Annotated in this window: 17 protein-coding genes; 9 read left to right on the forward strand and 8 right to left on the reverse strand. The window is 57.3% G+C overall.

The window, feature by feature from the left end; all coding sequences use genetic code 11:
• Positions 1–120 precede the first annotated feature (120 nt).
• The 3 genes from FS690_RS05445 (at position 121) to ltaE (ending at position 3927) form a co-directional block, all read left to right on the forward strand.
• Entirely contained in the window at positions 121–1017 is an 897-nt protein-coding gene (locus tag FS690_RS05445) for a lysine exporter LysO family protein (protein WP_071668675.1), read from the forward strand.
• A gap of 113 nt (positions 1018–1130) precedes the next feature.
• A complete protein-coding gene (poxB, locus tag FS690_RS05450; protein WP_145339340.1) occupies positions 1131–2852 on the forward strand; it encodes a ubiquinone-dependent pyruvate dehydrogenase in 1722 nt (573 codons plus the stop codon).
• Between the two features lie 67 nt (positions 2853–2919).
• A complete protein-coding gene (gene ltaE, locus FS690_RS05455) occupies positions 2920–3927 on the forward strand; it encodes a low-specificity L-threonine aldolase (RefSeq protein WP_104084715.1) in 1008 nt (335 codons plus the stop codon).
• A 3-nt stretch (positions 3928–3930) separates the two neighbouring features.
• Here ltaE and FS690_RS05460 read toward each other — a convergent pair whose 3' ends face one another.
• A complete protein-coding gene (locus FS690_RS05460) occupies positions 3931–4755 on the reverse strand; it encodes an N-acetylmuramoyl-L-alanine amidase (protein WP_145339171.1) in 825 nt (274 codons plus the stop codon).
• Positions 4755–5075, reverse strand: a complete 321-nt coding sequence (locus FS690_RS05465; protein ID WP_039383506.1) for a heavy metal-binding domain-containing protein — start codon at positions 5073–5075, stop codon at positions 4755–4757. The genes FS690_RS05460 and FS690_RS05465 overlap by 1 nt, the downstream gene beginning before the upstream one ends.
• A 109-nt stretch (positions 5076–5184) precedes the next feature.
• On the opposite strand from FS690_RS05465, the gene FS690_RS05470 reads away from it, so the two are divergent.
• The 6 genes from FS690_RS05470 to artJ (FS690_RS05495) all read left to right on the forward strand — a co-directional run bounded on the left by FS690_RS05470 (position 5185) and on the right by artJ (FS690_RS05495) (position 9710).
• Positions 5185–5724, forward strand: a complete 540-nt coding sequence (locus FS690_RS05470) for a lipoprotein (protein WP_094111971.1) — start codon at positions 5185–5187, stop codon at positions 5722–5724.
• Between the two features lie 236 nt (positions 5725–5960).
• Positions 5961–6689 (forward strand): arginine ABC transporter ATP-binding protein ArtP, encoded by a 729-nt coding sequence (gene artP / locus FS690_RS05475; RefSeq protein WP_039383501.1) that lies wholly within the window; start codon positions 5961–5963, stop codon positions 6687–6689.
• Between the two features lie 15 nt (positions 6690–6704).
• Positions 6705–7436: an arginine ABC transporter substrate-binding protein gene (artJ, locus tag FS690_RS05480; RefSeq protein ID WP_071668670.1), complete on the forward strand. Its 732-nt coding sequence runs from the start codon at positions 6705–6707 to the stop codon at positions 7434–7436.
• A 6-nt stretch (positions 7437–7442) separates the two neighbouring features.
• A complete protein-coding gene (gene artQ / locus FS690_RS05485) occupies positions 7443–8156 on the forward strand; it encodes an arginine ABC transporter permease ArtQ (RefSeq protein WP_113655680.1) in 714 nt (237 codons plus the stop codon).
• Between the two features lie 3 nt (positions 8157–8159).
• Positions 8160–8828: an arginine ABC transporter permease ArtM gene (artM, locus tag FS690_RS05490; RefSeq protein WP_094111973.1), complete on the forward strand. Its 669-nt coding sequence runs from the start codon at positions 8160–8162 to the stop codon at positions 8826–8828.
• A gap of 150 nt (positions 8829–8978) precedes the next feature.
• A complete protein-coding gene (gene artJ / locus FS690_RS05495) occupies positions 8979–9710 on the forward strand; it encodes an arginine ABC transporter substrate-binding protein (RefSeq protein ID WP_039383495.1) in 732 nt (243 codons plus the stop codon).
• Between the two features lie 24 nt (positions 9711–9734).
• Here the strand turns inward: artJ (FS690_RS05495) and rlmC are convergent, their stop codons facing one another.
• The 6 genes from rlmC to potF all read right to left on the reverse strand — a co-directional run bounded on the left by rlmC (position 9735) and on the right by potF (position 15620).
• Positions 9735–10877 (reverse strand): 23S rRNA (uracil(747)-C(5))-methyltransferase RlmC, encoded by a 1143-nt coding sequence (rlmC, locus tag FS690_RS05500; RefSeq protein ID WP_145339172.1) that lies wholly within the window; start codon positions 10875–10877, stop codon positions 9735–9737.
• A gap of 41 nt (positions 10878–10918) precedes the next feature.
• Positions 10919–11383, reverse strand: coding sequence for a YbjO family protein (locus tag FS690_RS05505; RefSeq protein ID WP_039383491.1), 465 nt, complete (start codon positions 11381–11383; stop codon positions 10919–10921).
• A 66-nt stretch (positions 11384–11449) separates the two neighbouring features.
• Positions 11450–12295, reverse strand: a complete 846-nt coding sequence (gene potI, locus FS690_RS05510) for a putrescine ABC transporter permease PotI (protein WP_071668666.1) — start codon at positions 12293–12295, stop codon at positions 11450–11452.
• Positions 12292–13248 (reverse strand): putrescine ABC transporter permease PotH, encoded by a 957-nt coding sequence (potH, locus tag FS690_RS05515; protein WP_071668665.1) that lies wholly within the window; start codon positions 13246–13248, stop codon positions 12292–12294. Before potH ends, potI begins: the two co-directional genes overlap by 4 nt.
• A 9-nt stretch (positions 13249–13257) precedes the next feature.
• A complete protein-coding gene (gene potG / locus FS690_RS05520; protein WP_148310066.1) occupies positions 13258–14391 on the reverse strand; it encodes a putrescine ABC transporter ATP-binding subunit PotG in 1134 nt (377 codons plus the stop codon).
• A gap of 119 nt (positions 14392–14510) precedes the next feature.
• On the reverse strand, positions 14511–15620 hold the full coding sequence (gene potF, locus FS690_RS05525; protein ID WP_071668664.1) for a spermidine/putrescine ABC transporter substrate-binding protein PotF: 1110 nt from the start codon (positions 15618–15620) through the stop codon (positions 14511–14513).
• Positions 15621–15901 lie beyond the last annotated feature (281 nt).

Below are 15901 nucleotides of genomic sequence, written 5' to 3' on the forward strand. Positions count from 1 at the left end.
TGCCTGAGCATGGTGTACGGTGGCGTATGGGTCAAGGCGCAAATTATCCGCAGACGGTGATTTACAGCGTGCGCTTTTTTGATTAGCGTGGCGTCCTTTTCCCACGGACGGATGTTCGCTATGTATGGTCTGATGATTATTCTGCTGCCGCTGATTGCTGGTTATCTGCTGCATCTGCAGCAGCCGGTACTGCTACGCGCGGTGGCGCGGCTGCTCAGTGCGCTGGTCTATATCATTCTGTTTTTTATGGGCGTGAGCCTGGCATTTCTTGATAATCTCAGCACGAATTTGCTCACCATTTTTTATACCGCTTTTATCTCTGGTCTCTTGATTCTCGCCTGTTCGCTGCTGGCGTTCTGGCTGCTTGAGCAGCGTCTGCCGTGGCGGCATCAGCATAAAGCGCAGGCGCTGCCGTCGCGTCTCGCGATGGCGCTGGACTCACTCAAGCTGTGCGGCTCGGTGCTGGGCGGATTTCTGCTCGGCCTGACGCAGTGGGCTCCGCTGCGCCATGCGGCCACCGTCAGCGAATATGCCCTGATCCTGATGCTGTTTCTGGTGGGCGTTCAGCTGCGCAGCAGCGGCATGACGCTGCGGCAGATTACGCTTAACCGGCGGGGTGCGCTGGTGGCGGCCGTGTCGCTGGCTGGCGCACTGGCCGGAGGCGCACTCGCCGCTGTCTGCCTTGGACTGCCGCTCAAAACCGGCCTCGCGCTGGCCAGCGGCTTTGGCTGGTATTCGCTTTCAGGCATTCTGATGACGGACGCGTTTGGTCCCGTTATCGGCAGCGCAGCGTTCTTTAACGATCTGCTGCGTGAGCTGATCACAATTATGCTGATCCCGCTGCTTATTACCCGGCACCGCAGTATGACGCTGGGCCTGAGCGGTGCCACCTCCATGGATTTCACCCTGCCGATTCTGCAGCGCGCCGGCGGCATGGAGATCGTCCCTGCAGCCATCGTGCACGGCTTTATTATGAGCCTGCTGGCCCCGGTGCTGATCGCCTTTTTTTCCGCCTGACGGGTCTGCAGCGCACTTTTTCACGGCTGGCGCGCAGCGGCTTCGTCTACGCTTTCTGACTGACAGATTTTTGCCATCAGCATAGATGGCCCCCCATCAGAAAGGAGCAAATGATGAAACAAACTGTGGCCGCCCTGCTGGCGCAAACGCTGGAGAGCGCAGGCGTAAAACGTATCTGGGGCGTAACCGGTGATTCGCTTAACGGCCTGAGTGACAGCCTGAATCGCATGGGTACGATTGAATGGATGCCAACGCGACATGAAGAGGTGGCCGCGTTTGCCGCCGGTGCAGAAGCGCAAATCAGCGGCGAGCTGGCGGTCTGCGCCGGCTCCTGCGGTCCCGGTAACCTGCACCTGATTAACGGGCTGTTTGACTGCCATCGTAACAATGTGCCGGTGCTGGCGATTGCCGCGCATATTCCTTCCAGCGAAATTGGCAGCGGCTATTTTCAGGAGACGCATCCGCAGGAGCTGTTTCGCGAATGCAGCCACTACTGTGAGCTGGTCTCTAATCCGGAGCAGCTGCCGCAGGTTCTGGGCATCGCCATGCGTAAAGCGATCCTCAACCGCGGGGTCTCTGTGATTGTCCTGCCGGGTGACGTGGCGCTGCAGCCCGCCCCGAAAAGTGCACGCAGCGAATGGTATCCGCCGCAGCTGCCACAGGTCGTGCCGGCCGCAGCGGAGCTCGCTACCCTGGCGGAAACGCTTAACGGCGCGGGCAATATTACGCTGATGTGCGGCAGCGGCTGCGCCGGTGCCCATGCTGAAGTTGTCGCCCTGGCGGAACGGCTTAAGGCGCCGGTAGTGCACGCGCTGCGCGGCAAAGAACACATCGAATATGACAACCTGTATGATGTTGGTATGACCGGGCTGATTGGTTTCTCTTCCGGCTATCACGCCATGATGAATGCCGACACCCTGATCCTGCTCGGCACGAAATTCCCCTATCGTGCCTTCTACCCTGCCAGCGCGCGTATCATTCAGATCGATATCAACCCCGGCAGCCTGGGGGCGCACAGCCATGTCGATATGCCGCTGGTGGGTGACGTTAAAGCCACGATCCAGGCGCTGCTGCCGCAGCTTGAGATGCATGACGATCGCCATCATCTCGATCGTGCGCTGGAGCACTACGCTGACGCCCGCAAGAGCCTGGACGATCTGGCAACCGCAAACGACAACCAGGCGATCCATCCCCAGTATCTGGCACAACAGATCAGCCGCTACGCCGCTGACGACGCCATCTTTACCTGCGATGTCGGCACGCCCACCGTCTGGGCGGCGCGCTATCTGCAGATGAACGGCAAACGGCGCCTGCTGGGCTCGTTTAATCACGGCTCTATGGCGAATGCGATGCCGCAGGCGCTGGGTGCGCAGGCTATCAACAGAGAGCGTCAGGTGGTGGCGCTGTGCGGCGACGGTGGCTTCAGTATGCTGATGGGAGACTTTATCTCGGTAGCGCAGCTGAAACTGCCGGTTAAGCTGGTGATTTTCAACAACAGCGTGCTGGGCTTTGTGGCAATGGAGATGAAAGCGGGCGGTTATCTTACCGACGGCACCGACCTGGAAAATCCTGATTTTGCTGCGATTGCCGCCGCCTGCGGCATCAAAGGTATCCGGGTTGAAAAAGCGTCAGATCTTAATGCGGCGCTGGAGCAGGCTTTTGCGCATGATGGCCCGGTCCTGGTGGATGTGCATACGGCTAAAGAGGAGCTGTCGATGCCGCCGCAAATCAAAGCGGAGCAGGCAAAAGGCTTTAGTCTCTATATGCTGCGCGCCATCCTCAACGGACGCGGCAATGAGATCACCGAGCTGGCGAAAACCAACTGGCTGCGGTAAAACAAAGCTCCTGCCGGACAGGCAATAATGCGGGCGAACAGCCCGCTTTTTCTTTCAGGAGAGCCACGTGATCGATTTGCGCAGTGATACCGTAACCCGCCCGAGTGCGGCGATGCTGGACGCCATGATGAACGCCGCCACCGGAGATGACGTCTATCGTGACGATCCCACGGTCAATGCACTGGAAGCCGAAGCGGCAGCGACAAGCGGCAAAGCGGCCGCGCTGTTCTTTCCTACCGGCACCCAGGCTAATCTGGTGGCGCTGCTGTGCCACTGCCAGCGCGGCGATGAATATATCGTTGGCCAGCAGGCGCACAACTACAAATATGAAGCGGGGGGCGCGGCGGTGCTGGGCAGTATTCAGCCTCAGCCAATCCTTGCCGCGGAGGATGGTACCCTGCCGCTGGCGGACGTGGCCGCTGCGATTAAGCCGGACGATATTCATTTTGCCCGCACCCGCCTGCTGAGTCTGGAAAATACCCATCACGGCAGAGTACTGCCGCTCAGCTATCTGGAGCAGGCGTGGCACTTTACCCGCGAACGCGGGCTGGCGCTGCATATTGATGGCGCACGTATCTTTAATGCCGTGGTGGCACAGCAGGTGACGCTGGCAGAAATTGCACGCTACTGCGATACGCTGACTATCTGCCTCTCAAAGGGACTGGGCACGCCGGTAGGCTCGCTGCTGTGCGGCGACAGCGCTTATATAGAGCAGGCGCGGCGCTGGCGTAAAATGACCGGTGGCGGTATGCGCCAGGCGGGCATTCTGGCGGCGGCCGGACGCTATGCGCTGCAGCACAACGTGACCCGGCTGCAGGAGGATCATGACAACGCCGCGTGGCTGGCAGAGCAGCTGCGCGCGCTGGGTGTGGAGGTGATAAGCCAGCAGACAAACATGCTGTTTGTGCAGGTTCCGCCAGAGCAGACAGATGCGCTGCAGCGCTGGATGCACGCCGCCGATATTCTTATCAGCGTGGGCGCCCGGACGCGCATGGTGACCCATCTCGATGTGTCCCGCGCCGATCTGCAGCAGGTCGTCGCACGCTGGCAGGCGTTTCTGCAGTCAGCGGGCTGACCGCTAGCGCGCTGCGCCATACTGTGCCAGCAGCGCCCGGGCTATCGCCAGCGTCTCTGCGTCAGCAACGCCCCGGTAGTCGCGCGGGCGGAAGTGCATCTGAAAGGCCGCAATCAGCCGGCGCTGCATCTCAGGCGTTGTCGCGCCCGCCACGTCATAGCCATACTGCTGCAGCGCTGCCAGCAGCGGCTGCGGATCTACAACGGTGCTGGCAGACTGCCCCGCCAGATAACGGGCAGTAATCGCCGGATCGGGCCAGGCGCCGCTTCCCTGCGCGGCCAGCTGCTGCCAGGGAAAGAGCGGACCCGGGTCCTGCTTGCGCTGCGGCGCAATATCGCCGTGGCCCACGATATTTTCGGGCGCAATAGCGTAACGCTGCTGCAGATCGCGCAGCAGCGCCGCCAGTACGGTGATTTGATCGGCTGTATAAGGCTGCCACCTTAGCCCGGTTAGCGTACGCTGATAGCCTGCATTGACTATCTCAATCCCTACAGACGTGTCATTAATCCGGGTTGCACCGCGCCAGAAACTGGGCCCGGCATGCCAGGCAAGCTGCTGCTCCGGCACCAGCTGCCAGACCACTCCCCTGCCCGCTCTCTGCGGCGGCTGGCGCGGGATCAGATAGTGTGCGCTGACCTGCCGATCGGTCAGGGTTGCCAGCGAAGAGGAGAAATCGTCCGCGGTGTAGTGGATCACTACAACTTTAATGCGCGGTCGCGCCCCCTGCGCCGGATGAGTGGTATCGGCCCAGTAACCCTGACGCGCTTCCATTGAGGAGTGACAGGCGCTGAGCAGCAGCGCCATCGCTGTAACCAGCAGTAAACGCATTAGCGCACGATAACGGCGGTGCCGGAGACGCTGACCATCAGCATACTGCTGTCTTTACCCACGGTTTCGTAATCGATATCGATACCGACTACCGCGTTAGCGCCCAGCGCTTTCGCCTGATCGCCCAGCTCCTTAAACGCAATCTCCCGCGCCTTGCGCAGCTCTTTTTCATAGGCACCTGAGCGGCCACCTACGATATCGCGGATACCGGCGAAGAAATCGCGAAAAATATTGGCGCCCAGAATCGCCTCGCCGGTCACAACGCCGCAGTATTCAGTAATGCTGTGGCCTTCCAGAGTTGGTGTCGTCGAAAATTTCATGGTTATCTCCTGAAGATGTCGATGGAACCCGCACGCATGGTGCTGAAAAAGCACGACTATACTCTATGCTAAAACCCATGCTTTGCCACAGAACAATAAGGAACCGGAGATGAGAATCAAAGCCCTTGCACTGCTGGCATCAGCAGCAACGCTGCTGAGCGCCTGTACCACCGTAGAGCCGGTTATCAGGGATAATGGCCCGCGCAGTGCGTCCTGTATTGATGGCGGGCCGGATAGCGTGGCGCAACAGTTTTATGATTTACGCGTGAAGGCACCCTCAGCAGGCCTGCCTGACCCTGCGCTGCTGGCCAGATATCGCCCTTATCTGAGCGATCATCTTTATCAGACGCTGCTGCAGGCGCGGGAAAAACGCAATCAGCCGGCAGAGTGGCGTCAGGGCGATCTCTTTTCCAGCCTGGCGCAGGGGCCGGATGCTGCTGAGGTTGACAGCGCCTCTTCGATCCCCAATCGCGATGCGCGAAATATCCCGCTACGCGTTACGCTGACACGCGGTGATAAACAGTGGCGCGATGAGGTGCTGATGATCCGCGAAGGCGAGTGCTGGGTGGTGCAGGATGTGCGCTATATGGCAGCGTGGCCGCATGCCGGTGGCGGCTCACTCAGCCAGCTGCTGGAGCAGAAAAAATAGCGCATTTTTTTGTTATCCTGCTCACACATTAGGGTGCCACATCGGTAGAGAGCTCCTGACCGGTGTTAACGTCAGGCGTGAAAGTCGCGCAAACCACGCCTGACGCAGGCCGCACAATTTTCTGCTGCACCGGAGCGGGTAATGCGCTGTTTAATAAATTTTAAGTCACCCGATTTGCATAACTATGCCGGGAACGTTAAGATTTGCGGCACTATTTGCTCTCTATTTTTCCGCGCATGAGTATTCAATTAAACGCTATTAACTGCTTTTACGGTGCCCATCAGGCGCTGTCTGACATCAACCTGGAGTGTCCGCAGGGAGAGACGCTGGTGCTGCTCGGTCCCAGCGGTGCCGGGAAGAGCTCACTCCTGCGCGTACTCAATCTGCTGGAGCTGCCGCGTTCTGGTACGCTGCAGATTGCCGGCAACCAGTTTGACTTTACCAAAACGCCTGCTGACAGCGCGATTCGCGAGCTGCGCCAGAACGTCGGCATGGTATTCCAGCAATATAACCTCTGGCCCCACCTGACGGTTATGCAAAACCTCACTGAGGCTCCCTGCCGGGTGCTGGGCCTGACAAAAGAGGCGGCGCGCGCGCGTGCCGATAAGCTGCTGGAGCGCCTGCGCCTGACGCCTTATGCCGATCGTTTTCCGCTGCACCTCTCCGGTGGTCAGCAGCAGCGCGTGGCGATTGCCCGCGCGCTGATGATGGAGCCGCAGGTGCTGCTGTTCGATGAGCCCACCGCCGCGCTCGATCCGGAAATTACCGCGCAGATTGTGACGATTATTCGTGAACTGGCACAGACGCAGATCACGCAGGTTATTGTGACCCACGAGGTAGAAGTGGCGCGCAAAACCGCCAGCCGCGTGGTCTATATGGAGAATGGTCACATCATTGAACAGGGTGATGCCAGCCGCTTTACACAGCCGCAAACCGATGCGTTTGCACACTATCTTTCGCACTAAGTCAGGATGCTAATAATGAAAAAAGTTGTACTTGCTGCCCTGCTCACCACGCTGAGCCTGAGCGCTTCCGCTGCACAGACGCTGCGTTTCGCTACCGAAGCCTCTTATCCGCCGTTTGAATTCGTTGACGCTGAGAACAAAATTCAGGGATTCGATGTCGATCTCGCTAACGCCCTTTGCAAAGAGATGGATGCGACCTGCACCTTTACTAATCAGGCGTTCGACAGCCTGATCCCCAGCCTGAAATTCCGCCGTTTTGACGCGGTAATGGCCGGTATGGACATCACGCCGGAACGTGAAAAGCAGGTGCTGTTCAGCAAGCCTTACTACGATAACTCTGCCACCTTTATTGCGCAGAAAGGCAAGCTGGCTGATGTTGCTGCCCTTAAAGGCAAGCGCGTCGGCGTACAAAACGGTACCACCCACCAGAAGTTCCTGACTGACAAGCATAGCGATATTACTATCGTGCCTTACGACAGTTATCAGAACGCCGTACTGGATCTGAAAAATGGCCGCATCGATGCCGTCTTTGGTGATACCGCCGTGGTCAATGAGTGGCTGAAGCAGAACGCAACGCTGGCACCGCTGGGTGAAAAGGTCACGGATAAAGATTACTTTGGCACCGGCCTGGGCATCGCCGTGCGTCAGGGCAACGCTGAACTGCAGGGTAAGTTCAACGCGGCACTGGATAAGATCAAAGCTGACGGCACCTACAAGACTATCTACAGCAAATGGTTCCAGCAGTAATCTCTGATGAATGAAATGATCTCACTTGCAAGTGCCGCCGGGATAACCGTCGGCCTTGCTGTTTGTGCGCTGATCGCCGGCCTTGTGCTGGCAATGCTGTTTGCTGGCTGGGAGTCGCTGCGCATAAAACCGCTGGCGTGGGTCGGCACCGTGCTGGTCACGCTGATCCGCGGTCTGCCGGAAATCCTGGTCGTCCTTTTTATCTATTTTGGTGCCTCACAGCTGCTGCTGACGCTCTCTGACGGTTTCAGTCTTAATCTGGGCCTGGTGACTATTCCGGTGCAGCTGCAGATTGAGAATTTTGATGTCAGCCCGTTTCTCTGCGGGGTGATTGCGCTGGCTATGCTCTATTCCGCCTATGCATCACAGACGCTGCGCGGTGCGCTGAAAGCAGTACCGGCAGGCCAGTGGGAATCTGGTCAGGCGCTGGGGATGAAAAAGTCTGCCATCTTTTTCCGGCTGATTATGCCGCAAATGTGGCGACATGCGCTGCCGGGCCTCGGCAACCAGTGGCTGGTGCTGCTGAAAGATACGGCGCTGGTGTCGCTGATCAGCGTCAACGACCTGATGCTGCAGACGAAAAGTATCGCTACGCGTACGCAGGAGCCGTTTACCTGGTATCTGGTGGCGGCCGCTATCTATCTGGTGATTACGCTGTTCAGTCAGGCGATTTTACGCCGCATTGAATTACGCACCACGCGTTTTGAGCGGGGAGCCTGACATATGCTCGACTATTTACCCGAACTGTTAAAAGGTCTGCATACCAGCTTAACGCTGACGCTGGCCTCACTGGCGGCCGCGCTGCTGCTGTCGCTGCTCTGTACTGTCGTGCTGGCGCTGAAAGTCCCGGTCGCCAGCCTGCTGGTAAGAGGCTATATCACGCTGTTTACCGGTACTCCCCTGCTGGTGCAGATTTTCCTGATCTACTACGGGCCAGGCCAGTTTCCCGCTATTCAGAGCGTACCCTGGCTCTGGCATCTGCTGTCGCAGCCCTGGCTGTGCGCGATGCTGGCGCTTTCGCTCAACAGCGCCGCCTACACCACCCAGCTATTTTATGGTGCGGTACGCGCTATTCCGGCGGGTCAGTGGCAGTCATGCGCCGCGCTCGGCATGAACCGCAAAGATACGCTGCGTATTTTGCTACCCTATGCGTTTAAGCGCGCCCTCTCCTCCTATTCCAACGAGGTGGTGCTGGTGTTTAAAAGCACTTCGCTGGCCTACACCATTACGCTGATGGAAGTGATGGGCCACGGTCAGATGCTCTACGGACGCACCTATGACGTTACGGTGTATGCGGCGGCGGGTCTGATCTATCTGGTGGTTAACGGCGCGCTGACGCTGCTGATGCGGCTGATAGAGAAACGCGCACTGGTATTTGAGCAGCGCAGCTAATCGCCACCGGAGCGGTTGCTTGTGCGCCATGCCGGCGTCAGAGCAGCCGCCCATTATAAAGCCTTACTTATCCAAAATAATTGCATAAAAATTCATTCAATGGCATTGTGTCACGCATTCCGCTTCTGGCTTGCTTATGAGAATGACATGATGAAAAAATGGATTATCGCCGCAGCGCTCGCTGCGGTTACTGTGAATGCTTATGCAGCTGAAAAAATACGTTTTGCTGTTTCCGCTACCTATCCGCCGTTTGAATCACTGGATCACGACAATCAGATTGTGGGCTTTGATATCGATCTGGCGAAAGCGCTCTGTGCGAAAATCAAAGCGGAGTGCACGTTCACAAATAATGCGTTTGACAGCCTGATCCCGTCGCTGAAATTCCGCCGTTATGATGCGGTGATTTCCGGTATGGATATTACCGCCGAGCGCAGTAAGCAGGTCGATTTCAGCCAGCCTTACTATGCCAACTCCGCTATCGTCATTGCCCGTAAAGGAGAGTTCAGCGATTTCAGCCAGCTGAAAGGCAAACGTATCGGCGTAGAGAACGGCACCACTCACCAGAAATATCTGACTGAAAAGCATCCGGACGTGGTAGCGGTCGCGTATGACAGCTATCAGAATGCGATTCTCGACCTGAAAAACGGCCGCCTCAATGGCGTATTTGGCGACAGCGCCGTGGTCAGTCAGTGGCTTAAAGCCAATGAGGATCTCACTACCGTGGGCGAGCACGTGACCGATGCCGGATACTTTGGCAACGGGCTGGGTATTGCCGTGCGTAAGGGTAACAGTGACCTGCTGAATGAGTTCAATACCGCGCTGGCGGCTCTGAAAGCTGACGGCAGCTGGCAGCAGATCAACCAGAAGTGGTTCCCTGAGTAATTTCTCTTCTCAGCGCGTGCTGCGTTATGCAGCACGCGCCCGATCGTTACGCGTCAGCAGACATAACACTTCAAAATGAGCAGTGTGCGGGAACATATCAAACAGCTGCACTTTTTGTATGTTGTAATCACTAAGCCGGGCAATATCCTGCGCCAGGGTGGCAGGATTGCAGCTGGAGTAAAGAATAAAAGCCGGAGCCATGTCGCTTAAATAGTCGCACAGCTCGCTGCCAATGCCGCGGCGCGGCGGATTAACCAGCACCAGCTGCGGGACATCTTCCCGTGAGGTAGCGAAACGGGTGGAATCCAGAGCGGCAAAGTGCACCTTCTCCAGCCCCAGCTGCTGCGCCGATTGCTGCGCACAGGCTATCGCTTCAGAGCTGATTTCAATGCCCGTCAGCGTCATCTCCGGGGTGGCGCAGTGCAGGCCAAATCCACCCACGCCGCAAAAAAGATCCCACATACTGGTCACGTCCAGCTCCGCTACCCAGTCGCGCGCGGTGGCGTAAAGCGCGGCCGCCACCTGCGGGTTGGTCTGGAAAAAGCTTTGCGGACGGATATAAAGCGGTACCTGGTTAAAGCGTTCCGGCAGCGCCTGCTGCGCGGTGAGCGCAATCTCTTCCTCCCCCTCCAGAATCGCCATATGTACCGGCTGAATATTGGCAGAGATCACCTTCAGCTGCGGCAGCTGCTGCTGCAGCCACGGCAGTGCCGCCTGCAGCTGCGGCACCTTACTGGCTGAACGCAGCACAAAACGCAGCATCATGCCGCCCTCGCTGCTTTCTGTCAGCAGCAGAAACTTCAGTTCGCCGCGCCTGCGCGTCACGCTGTAAGGCGTAAGACCGGCACGGGCGATAAAGGGTTTGAGCAGCGCAAACACCGGCGCAAAGCTGGCGGGATAGAGCGGACAGGCGCAGAGATCGACCGGCTCGCCGTCAGGTGCCACCAGACCAAAAACCGGGCGCTCCACGCTGCCGCTGACGACCATTTTGGCCTTATTGCGAAACCCCTGCTCCGCCGACGTCACCGGACGCCGCCAGTCGCTGACCGGCATCGCTGCAAGCAGCTGAGCAAGCCGCGCCTGCTTATCGCTGACCTGCTGCGGATAGGGTTTCTCCAGCCACTGACATGAACGGCAGCGGCCAGCGTCATAAAGCGCGCAATGCATGGAACAACCTGTACTCGGAGAAAAAATGGGGGGCGATTGTATCACCGGATGCGGAAAAATGCGCGACTGCTGGCCGGCACAAACAGCAGCAGCACAATCAGCACGTCCGGCAATTTCTGCTGCAGCGTGTGGTGAATAATCTGCAGATTGTTTTCACCCGAAATACTGAATATCTCCGGATAGATCCAGCCCACCGACGCCATCAGCATATAGAACAGCACCACAACCTGGCTGAGCGTATAGCCCCAGCGGCCGCGATTGCTGCCGCGCATCAGGGTAAAAGCACAGCGCAGTTCAAACAGAAAAATCAGCTGGCTGGCGATAAATATCAGGGTGGAGTCCCAGGCCTGTGCGCTGCGGTGCACAAAGTTAGCCATCTCCTCATAGCCCAGCTCGCCAGCCATCATCATCACGCTGAGGCAGCGGGTAATAATAATCGCAATACCGGCAATCGTTACCGGCACCGGCGTTGAGCTCAACACAGCGTTTTTCAGCGTTTCCGACATCACCCAGGCTCCATAAGAAAAGGCTGGCAACGCCAGCCTTGCTTATAGTGGCAAACTCACGGGATTTCAGCCACGTTTTGCTTTCTGAATATCACGCAAACGCTGTTTTTCTTCATGCGCCATAAAGCGCCAGGCGATGAAACCGACCAGCCCGACCACAAACAGAATAATCGACGCCAGCGCGTTGATCTCCGGATTCACCCCGCGTCGTACCGTGGCAAAGATCGCCATCGGCAGCGTGGTCGCTCCCGGACCGGTAACAAAACTGGCGATCACGAGGTCATCAAGCGACAGCGTAAAGGCCAGCAGCCAGCCGGTTACAATGGCGGGCGCAATCATCGGCACGGTGATCACAAAGAACACCTTCAGCGGCGTGGCGCCCAGATCCATCGCGGCCTCTTCAATAGAGCGATCCAGTTCGCGCAGGCGGGCGTTGATCACTACCGCAACATAAGCGGTACAGAATGTGACGTGCGCCAGCCAGATAGTCAGCATGCCGCGGTCGCCCGGCCAGCCCAGCGTGTTCGCCATCGCCACAAACAGCAGCAGCAGCGACAGACCGGTAATCACGTCAGGCATAACCAGCGGTGCGGTCAGCATAAAGGCGAAACCGCTGTGACCGCGAAAGCGGCCAAAGCGCACAATGATCACCGCCGCCAGGGTACCCAGTATCACGGCCATGGTGGCTGAAAGCCCGGCAATGGTCAGGCTCAGCCCGACGGCATCGAGCATCGCCTCATCCTGAAACAGCACGCGATACCAGTGAAAAGAGAAGCTCTCCCACACCGTGACCAGCTGCGAGCTGTTAAAGGAGTAAACCACCAGCAGCAGCATGGGCGCATAGAGAAACAGAAAGCAGAGCACCAGAATAGCGGTACGCCACGGCGAGCGAATAACCGGTAGCTGATTCATGCTTTCTCTCCCGCAGCGCGATTTTGATGCTTGTGGAACCAGATAATCGGCAGGATCAGGATCAGCAGAATGGTTACCGCCAGCGCGGAGGCCACCGGCCAGTCGCGGTTATTAAAAAACTCCTGCCAGAGAATGCGGCCAATCATAATACTGTCCGGGCCGCCCAGCAGTTCCGGGATCACATACTCCCCTACCGCCGGTATGAACACCAGCATCGACCCGGCGATAATGCCGCCTTTGGTCAGCGGCACAATCACGCTGAAAAAGGTTTTCAGCGGACGCGCGCCTAAGTCCAGCGACGCTTCCACCAGCGAATAGTCGATACGCGTCAGCGCGGTATAGATCGGCAGCACCATAAAGGGCAGATAGCAGTAAACAATACCGATATAGACCGCTGTATTGGTGTAGAGGATCACCAGCGGATGATCGATAACGCCAAGCCACAACAAAAAGCGATTCAGAATGCCGTTATTGTTCAGTAACCCCATCCAGGCGTAAACGCGCACCAGGAATGATGTCCAGGAGGGCAGGATCACCAGCAGCAGCAGTATGGTGCGCATCGACGGCTTGCTGTGCGCAACCGCCCAGGCGAGCGGATAGGCGATAAGCAGGCAAATTACCGTGGAGATCGCCGCCACTTTAAGCGAGGTCAGGTAGGCTTCAGCGTAAAGCGGATCGTCCGTCAGCGTAAAATAGTTGCCGAGGTTCAGCACGACATTCAGCTGGTCATCCGCCCAGGTCACCAGGTCAGTGTAAGGCGGGATGGCGCGGGCGATATCGGCAAAGCTGATTTTAAGCACAATCAGAAACGGCAGCAGGAACAGCAAAATCAGCCACAGGTAAGGCAGCGCAATCACCAGTTTGCGTCCGTGCTGCATCTTCATGCGGGTCGCCCAGCGCTGCAGTGGCGTGCCCGCCAGTACCGGCTGAGGCCGTGGAGAAATCTGACTCATAACTGCCCCCTAGACCGTCAGAACCACACAGCTGTCCGCATCCCAGCAGAGACGCACTTCATCTCCCCAGACGGGCGCACCTTTGCGAAAACGATGCGCGTTCTGCAGCTGCGCGCTGATCATCTGTCCACTGTGCAGGCGCACGTGGTAAATCGACAGATCGCCCAGATAGGCGATATGCGCCACCTCGCCCACGGCAAAGTTGCAGCCGTCAGCCGGTACCGTATCGCACAGCATCACCTTTTCCGGGCGCAGCGCAATGTGGACCGGGACATTGTCGACAATGGAGACATCCGTCTGGACCTTCAGCGGATGCATCAGGCCGGGGCTATCAATCACCACGCCCTCGTCACGCCGCTCGCGCAGCAGCCCCTCAAACACGTTAACCGAGCCGATAAACTCTGCGCTATAGCGGCTGGTAGGATGCTCATAAATCTCTTCCGGCTCACCAATCTGCACAAACTTACCGCGATTCATGATGGCAATACGTCCGGCCATAGTCATCGCCTCTTCCTGATCGTGCGTGACCATGACGCAGGTAGCACCCACGCGCTCCAGAATATCCACCACCTCATGCTGCATGCGATCGCGCAGTTTTTTATCCAGTGCACCCATCGGCTCATCCAGCAGCAGCAATTTAGGCCGTTTTGCCAGGCTGCGGGCCAGCGCCACGCGCTGACGCTGCCCGCCTGAGAGCTGATGCGGTTTGCGGCTGGCGTACTCCTGCATATGCACCAGCGCCAGCATCTCCGCCACGCGGCTGGCGATTTCTGCTTTGGATAATTTATCCTGCTTCAGGCCAAAGGCGATGTTTTGCTCCACTGTCATATGCGGAAACAGCGCGTAGGACTGAAACATCATATTGATAGGGCGCTGATAGGGCGGCACGTGAGAGAGATCCTGACCATCCAGCACGATCTGGCCGCTGCTGGGGATCTCAAATCCTGCCAGCATGCGCAGCAGCGTCGATTTGCCGCAGCCAGATGCACCCAGCAGGGCAAAGATTTCACCTTTGTAGATAGTCAGGCTGACATCATCTACGGCGTGCTGACCCTCAAACGATTTGGTCAGGTTACGGATCTCCAGCAGCGGCGTTAATGCCTTTGCTGATTTACTCTGGGGACGGGAAATCGCGTCGTTCACTAACATTTCTCCGGCGCTAAGCGGGGTAGCGCGGCACAGCCAGCCGCTGGAATGGCACAGCAGAGGCCCGTACTGCGCCTCTGCTGTGGTTACCGGTCAGGGATATCGTTCAGAACGAATCACTTACCACTTTTTACTTTAGTCCATGCGCGGGTGCGTGCGCGATCCAGTTTCGGATCCTGGACCTTGAGCACAAACAGCTTCGCCATCGCGTCCGGCGTCGGGAAGATGCCCGGATTGTTGCGGACGTCGGCGTTAATCAGCGGCAGCGACGCTTTATTGCCGTTGGCATAATTGATTTTGTTGGATACCTCAGCGATCACTTTCGGCTCCATGATGTAGTTCAGCCACTGATAGGCAGCATCCATATTTTTCGCATCTTTCGGGATCGCCATCATGTCAAAGAACGCCAGGGCGCCCTCTTTCGGCACGCTATAGCCCAGGTGAACGCCGTTATTTGCTTTTTCAGCGCGATCTTTCGCCTGCAGAATATCGCCAGACCAGCCTATCGCCACGCAGGTGTTACCATTCGCCAGGTCGTTGATATATTGCGACGAGTGGAAATAGCGAATATTTGGCCGCAGTTTCATCAGCAGATCGGTCGCCGCTCCGGTGTAATCTTTGGCGTCAGCGCTGTTGGGATCTTTGCCAAGATAGTTCAGCACCGTGGCGAAGATCTCTTCCGGCGCGTCCAGGAAAGAGACACCGCAGCTTTTCAGTTTTTCGAGGTTTTCCGGTTTCAGCACCAGATCCCAGCTGTTAACCGGCGCGTCCGCACCGAGCGCGGCTTTGACTTTCTCAACGTTATAACCGATGCCGGTGGTGCCCCACAGATAAGGAATCGCGTATTTATTGCCAGGATCGTGCTGTGCCACTTTGGCCATCAGGTCCGGATCGAGGTTTTTGTAGTTCGGCAGTTTACTTTTGTCGAGTTCCTGAAACACGCCCGACTGCAGCTGGCGCGCCAGAAAACTGGATGAGGGCACCACAACATCATAGCCGGTGCTGCCCGCCATCAGTTTGCCTTCCAGCACTTCATTGGAGTCAAAGACGTCATACACAACTTTGATGCCGGTCTGCTTTTCAAAGTTGGGCACCGTATCGGCCGCAATATAATCGGACCAGTTATAGACGTGCAGCGTTTTATCTTCTGCCTGAGCAGCAACAGCTGATGCCATTACCACACCAGCCACTGCGGCTGGCAACCATTTTTTTGTCTGGTTGTTCATCTGTTATTTTCTCCTGAACGGGTCAATAAACGCTGCATACAGCCGATCCGATGATTTCCTGTCTGAAAATAGCCAGACATACAATGAATCACTCTTCAGCGGACGTTAAATAGTAAATACCTATAGCCAGTCTCGGGAGAGTGAGTCAGCAACCTGCAAATGGGTAGCTATGCAGACGCTTAGAGGCGGACCTTCCCTGAAATCAGTATAGCGCTGCTGAGCGGAAGCCTGTCCGGCACAGCTTCGCAAGAATAGCCCCCCTGATCTCTGCGCACCAGACC

The sequence above is a fragment of the Pantoea sp. PSNIH1 genome (assembly GCF_007680655.1).
Taxonomy (GTDB): Bacteria; Pseudomonadota; Gammaproteobacteria; order Enterobacterales; family Enterobacteriaceae; genus Pantoea; species Pantoea eucrina.

Coding starts and splice junctions, on each gene's coding strand:
- FS690_RS05445 (WP_071668675.1), top strand. CDS start 121: ATGTATGGTCTGATGATTATTCTGCTGCCGCTGATTGCTGGTTATCTG.
- poxB (WP_145339340.1), top strand. CDS start 1,131: ATGAAACAAACTGTGGCCGCCCTGCTGGCGCAAACGCTGGAGAGCGCA.
- FS690_RS05460 (WP_145339171.1), bottom strand. CDS start 4,755: ATGCGTTTACTGCTGGTTACAGCGATGGCGCTGCTGCTCAGCGCCTGT.
- FS690_RS05465 (WP_039383506.1), bottom strand. CDS start 5,075: ATGAAATTTTCGACGACACCAACTCTGGAAGGCCACAGCATTACTGAA.
- FS690_RS05470 (WP_094111971.1), top strand. CDS start 5,185: ATGAGAATCAAAGCCCTTGCACTGCTGGCATCAGCAGCAACGCTGCTG.
- artP (WP_039383501.1), top strand. CDS start 5,961: ATGAGTATTCAATTAAACGCTATTAACTGCTTTTACGGTGCCCATCAG.
- artJ (WP_071668670.1), top strand. CDS start 6,705: ATGAAAAAAGTTGTACTTGCTGCCCTGCTCACCACGCTGAGCCTGAGC.
- artQ (WP_113655680.1), top strand. CDS start 7,443: ATGAATGAAATGATCTCACTTGCAAGTGCCGCCGGGATAACCGTCGGC.
- artM (WP_094111973.1), top strand. CDS start 8,160: ATGCTCGACTATTTACCCGAACTGTTAAAAGGTCTGCATACCAGCTTA.
- artJ (WP_039383495.1), top strand. CDS start 8,979: ATGAAAAAATGGATTATCGCCGCAGCGCTCGCTGCGGTTACTGTGAAT.
- rlmC (WP_145339172.1), bottom strand. CDS start 10,877: ATGCATTGCGCGCTTTATGACGCTGGCCGCTGCCGTTCATGTCAGTGG.
- FS690_RS05505 (WP_039383491.1), bottom strand. CDS start 11,383: ATGTCGGAAACGCTGAAAAACGCTGTGTTGAGCTCAACGCCGGTGCCG.
- potI (WP_071668666.1), bottom strand. CDS start 12,295: ATGAATCAGCTACCGGTTATTCGCTCGCCGTGGCGTACCGCTATTCTG.
- potH (WP_071668665.1), bottom strand. CDS start 13,248: ATGAGTCAGATTTCTCCACGGCCTCAGCCGGTACTGGCGGGCACGCCA.
- potF (WP_071668664.1), bottom strand. CDS start 15,620: ATGAACAACCAGACAAAAAAATGGTTGCCAGCCGCAGTGGCTGGTGTG.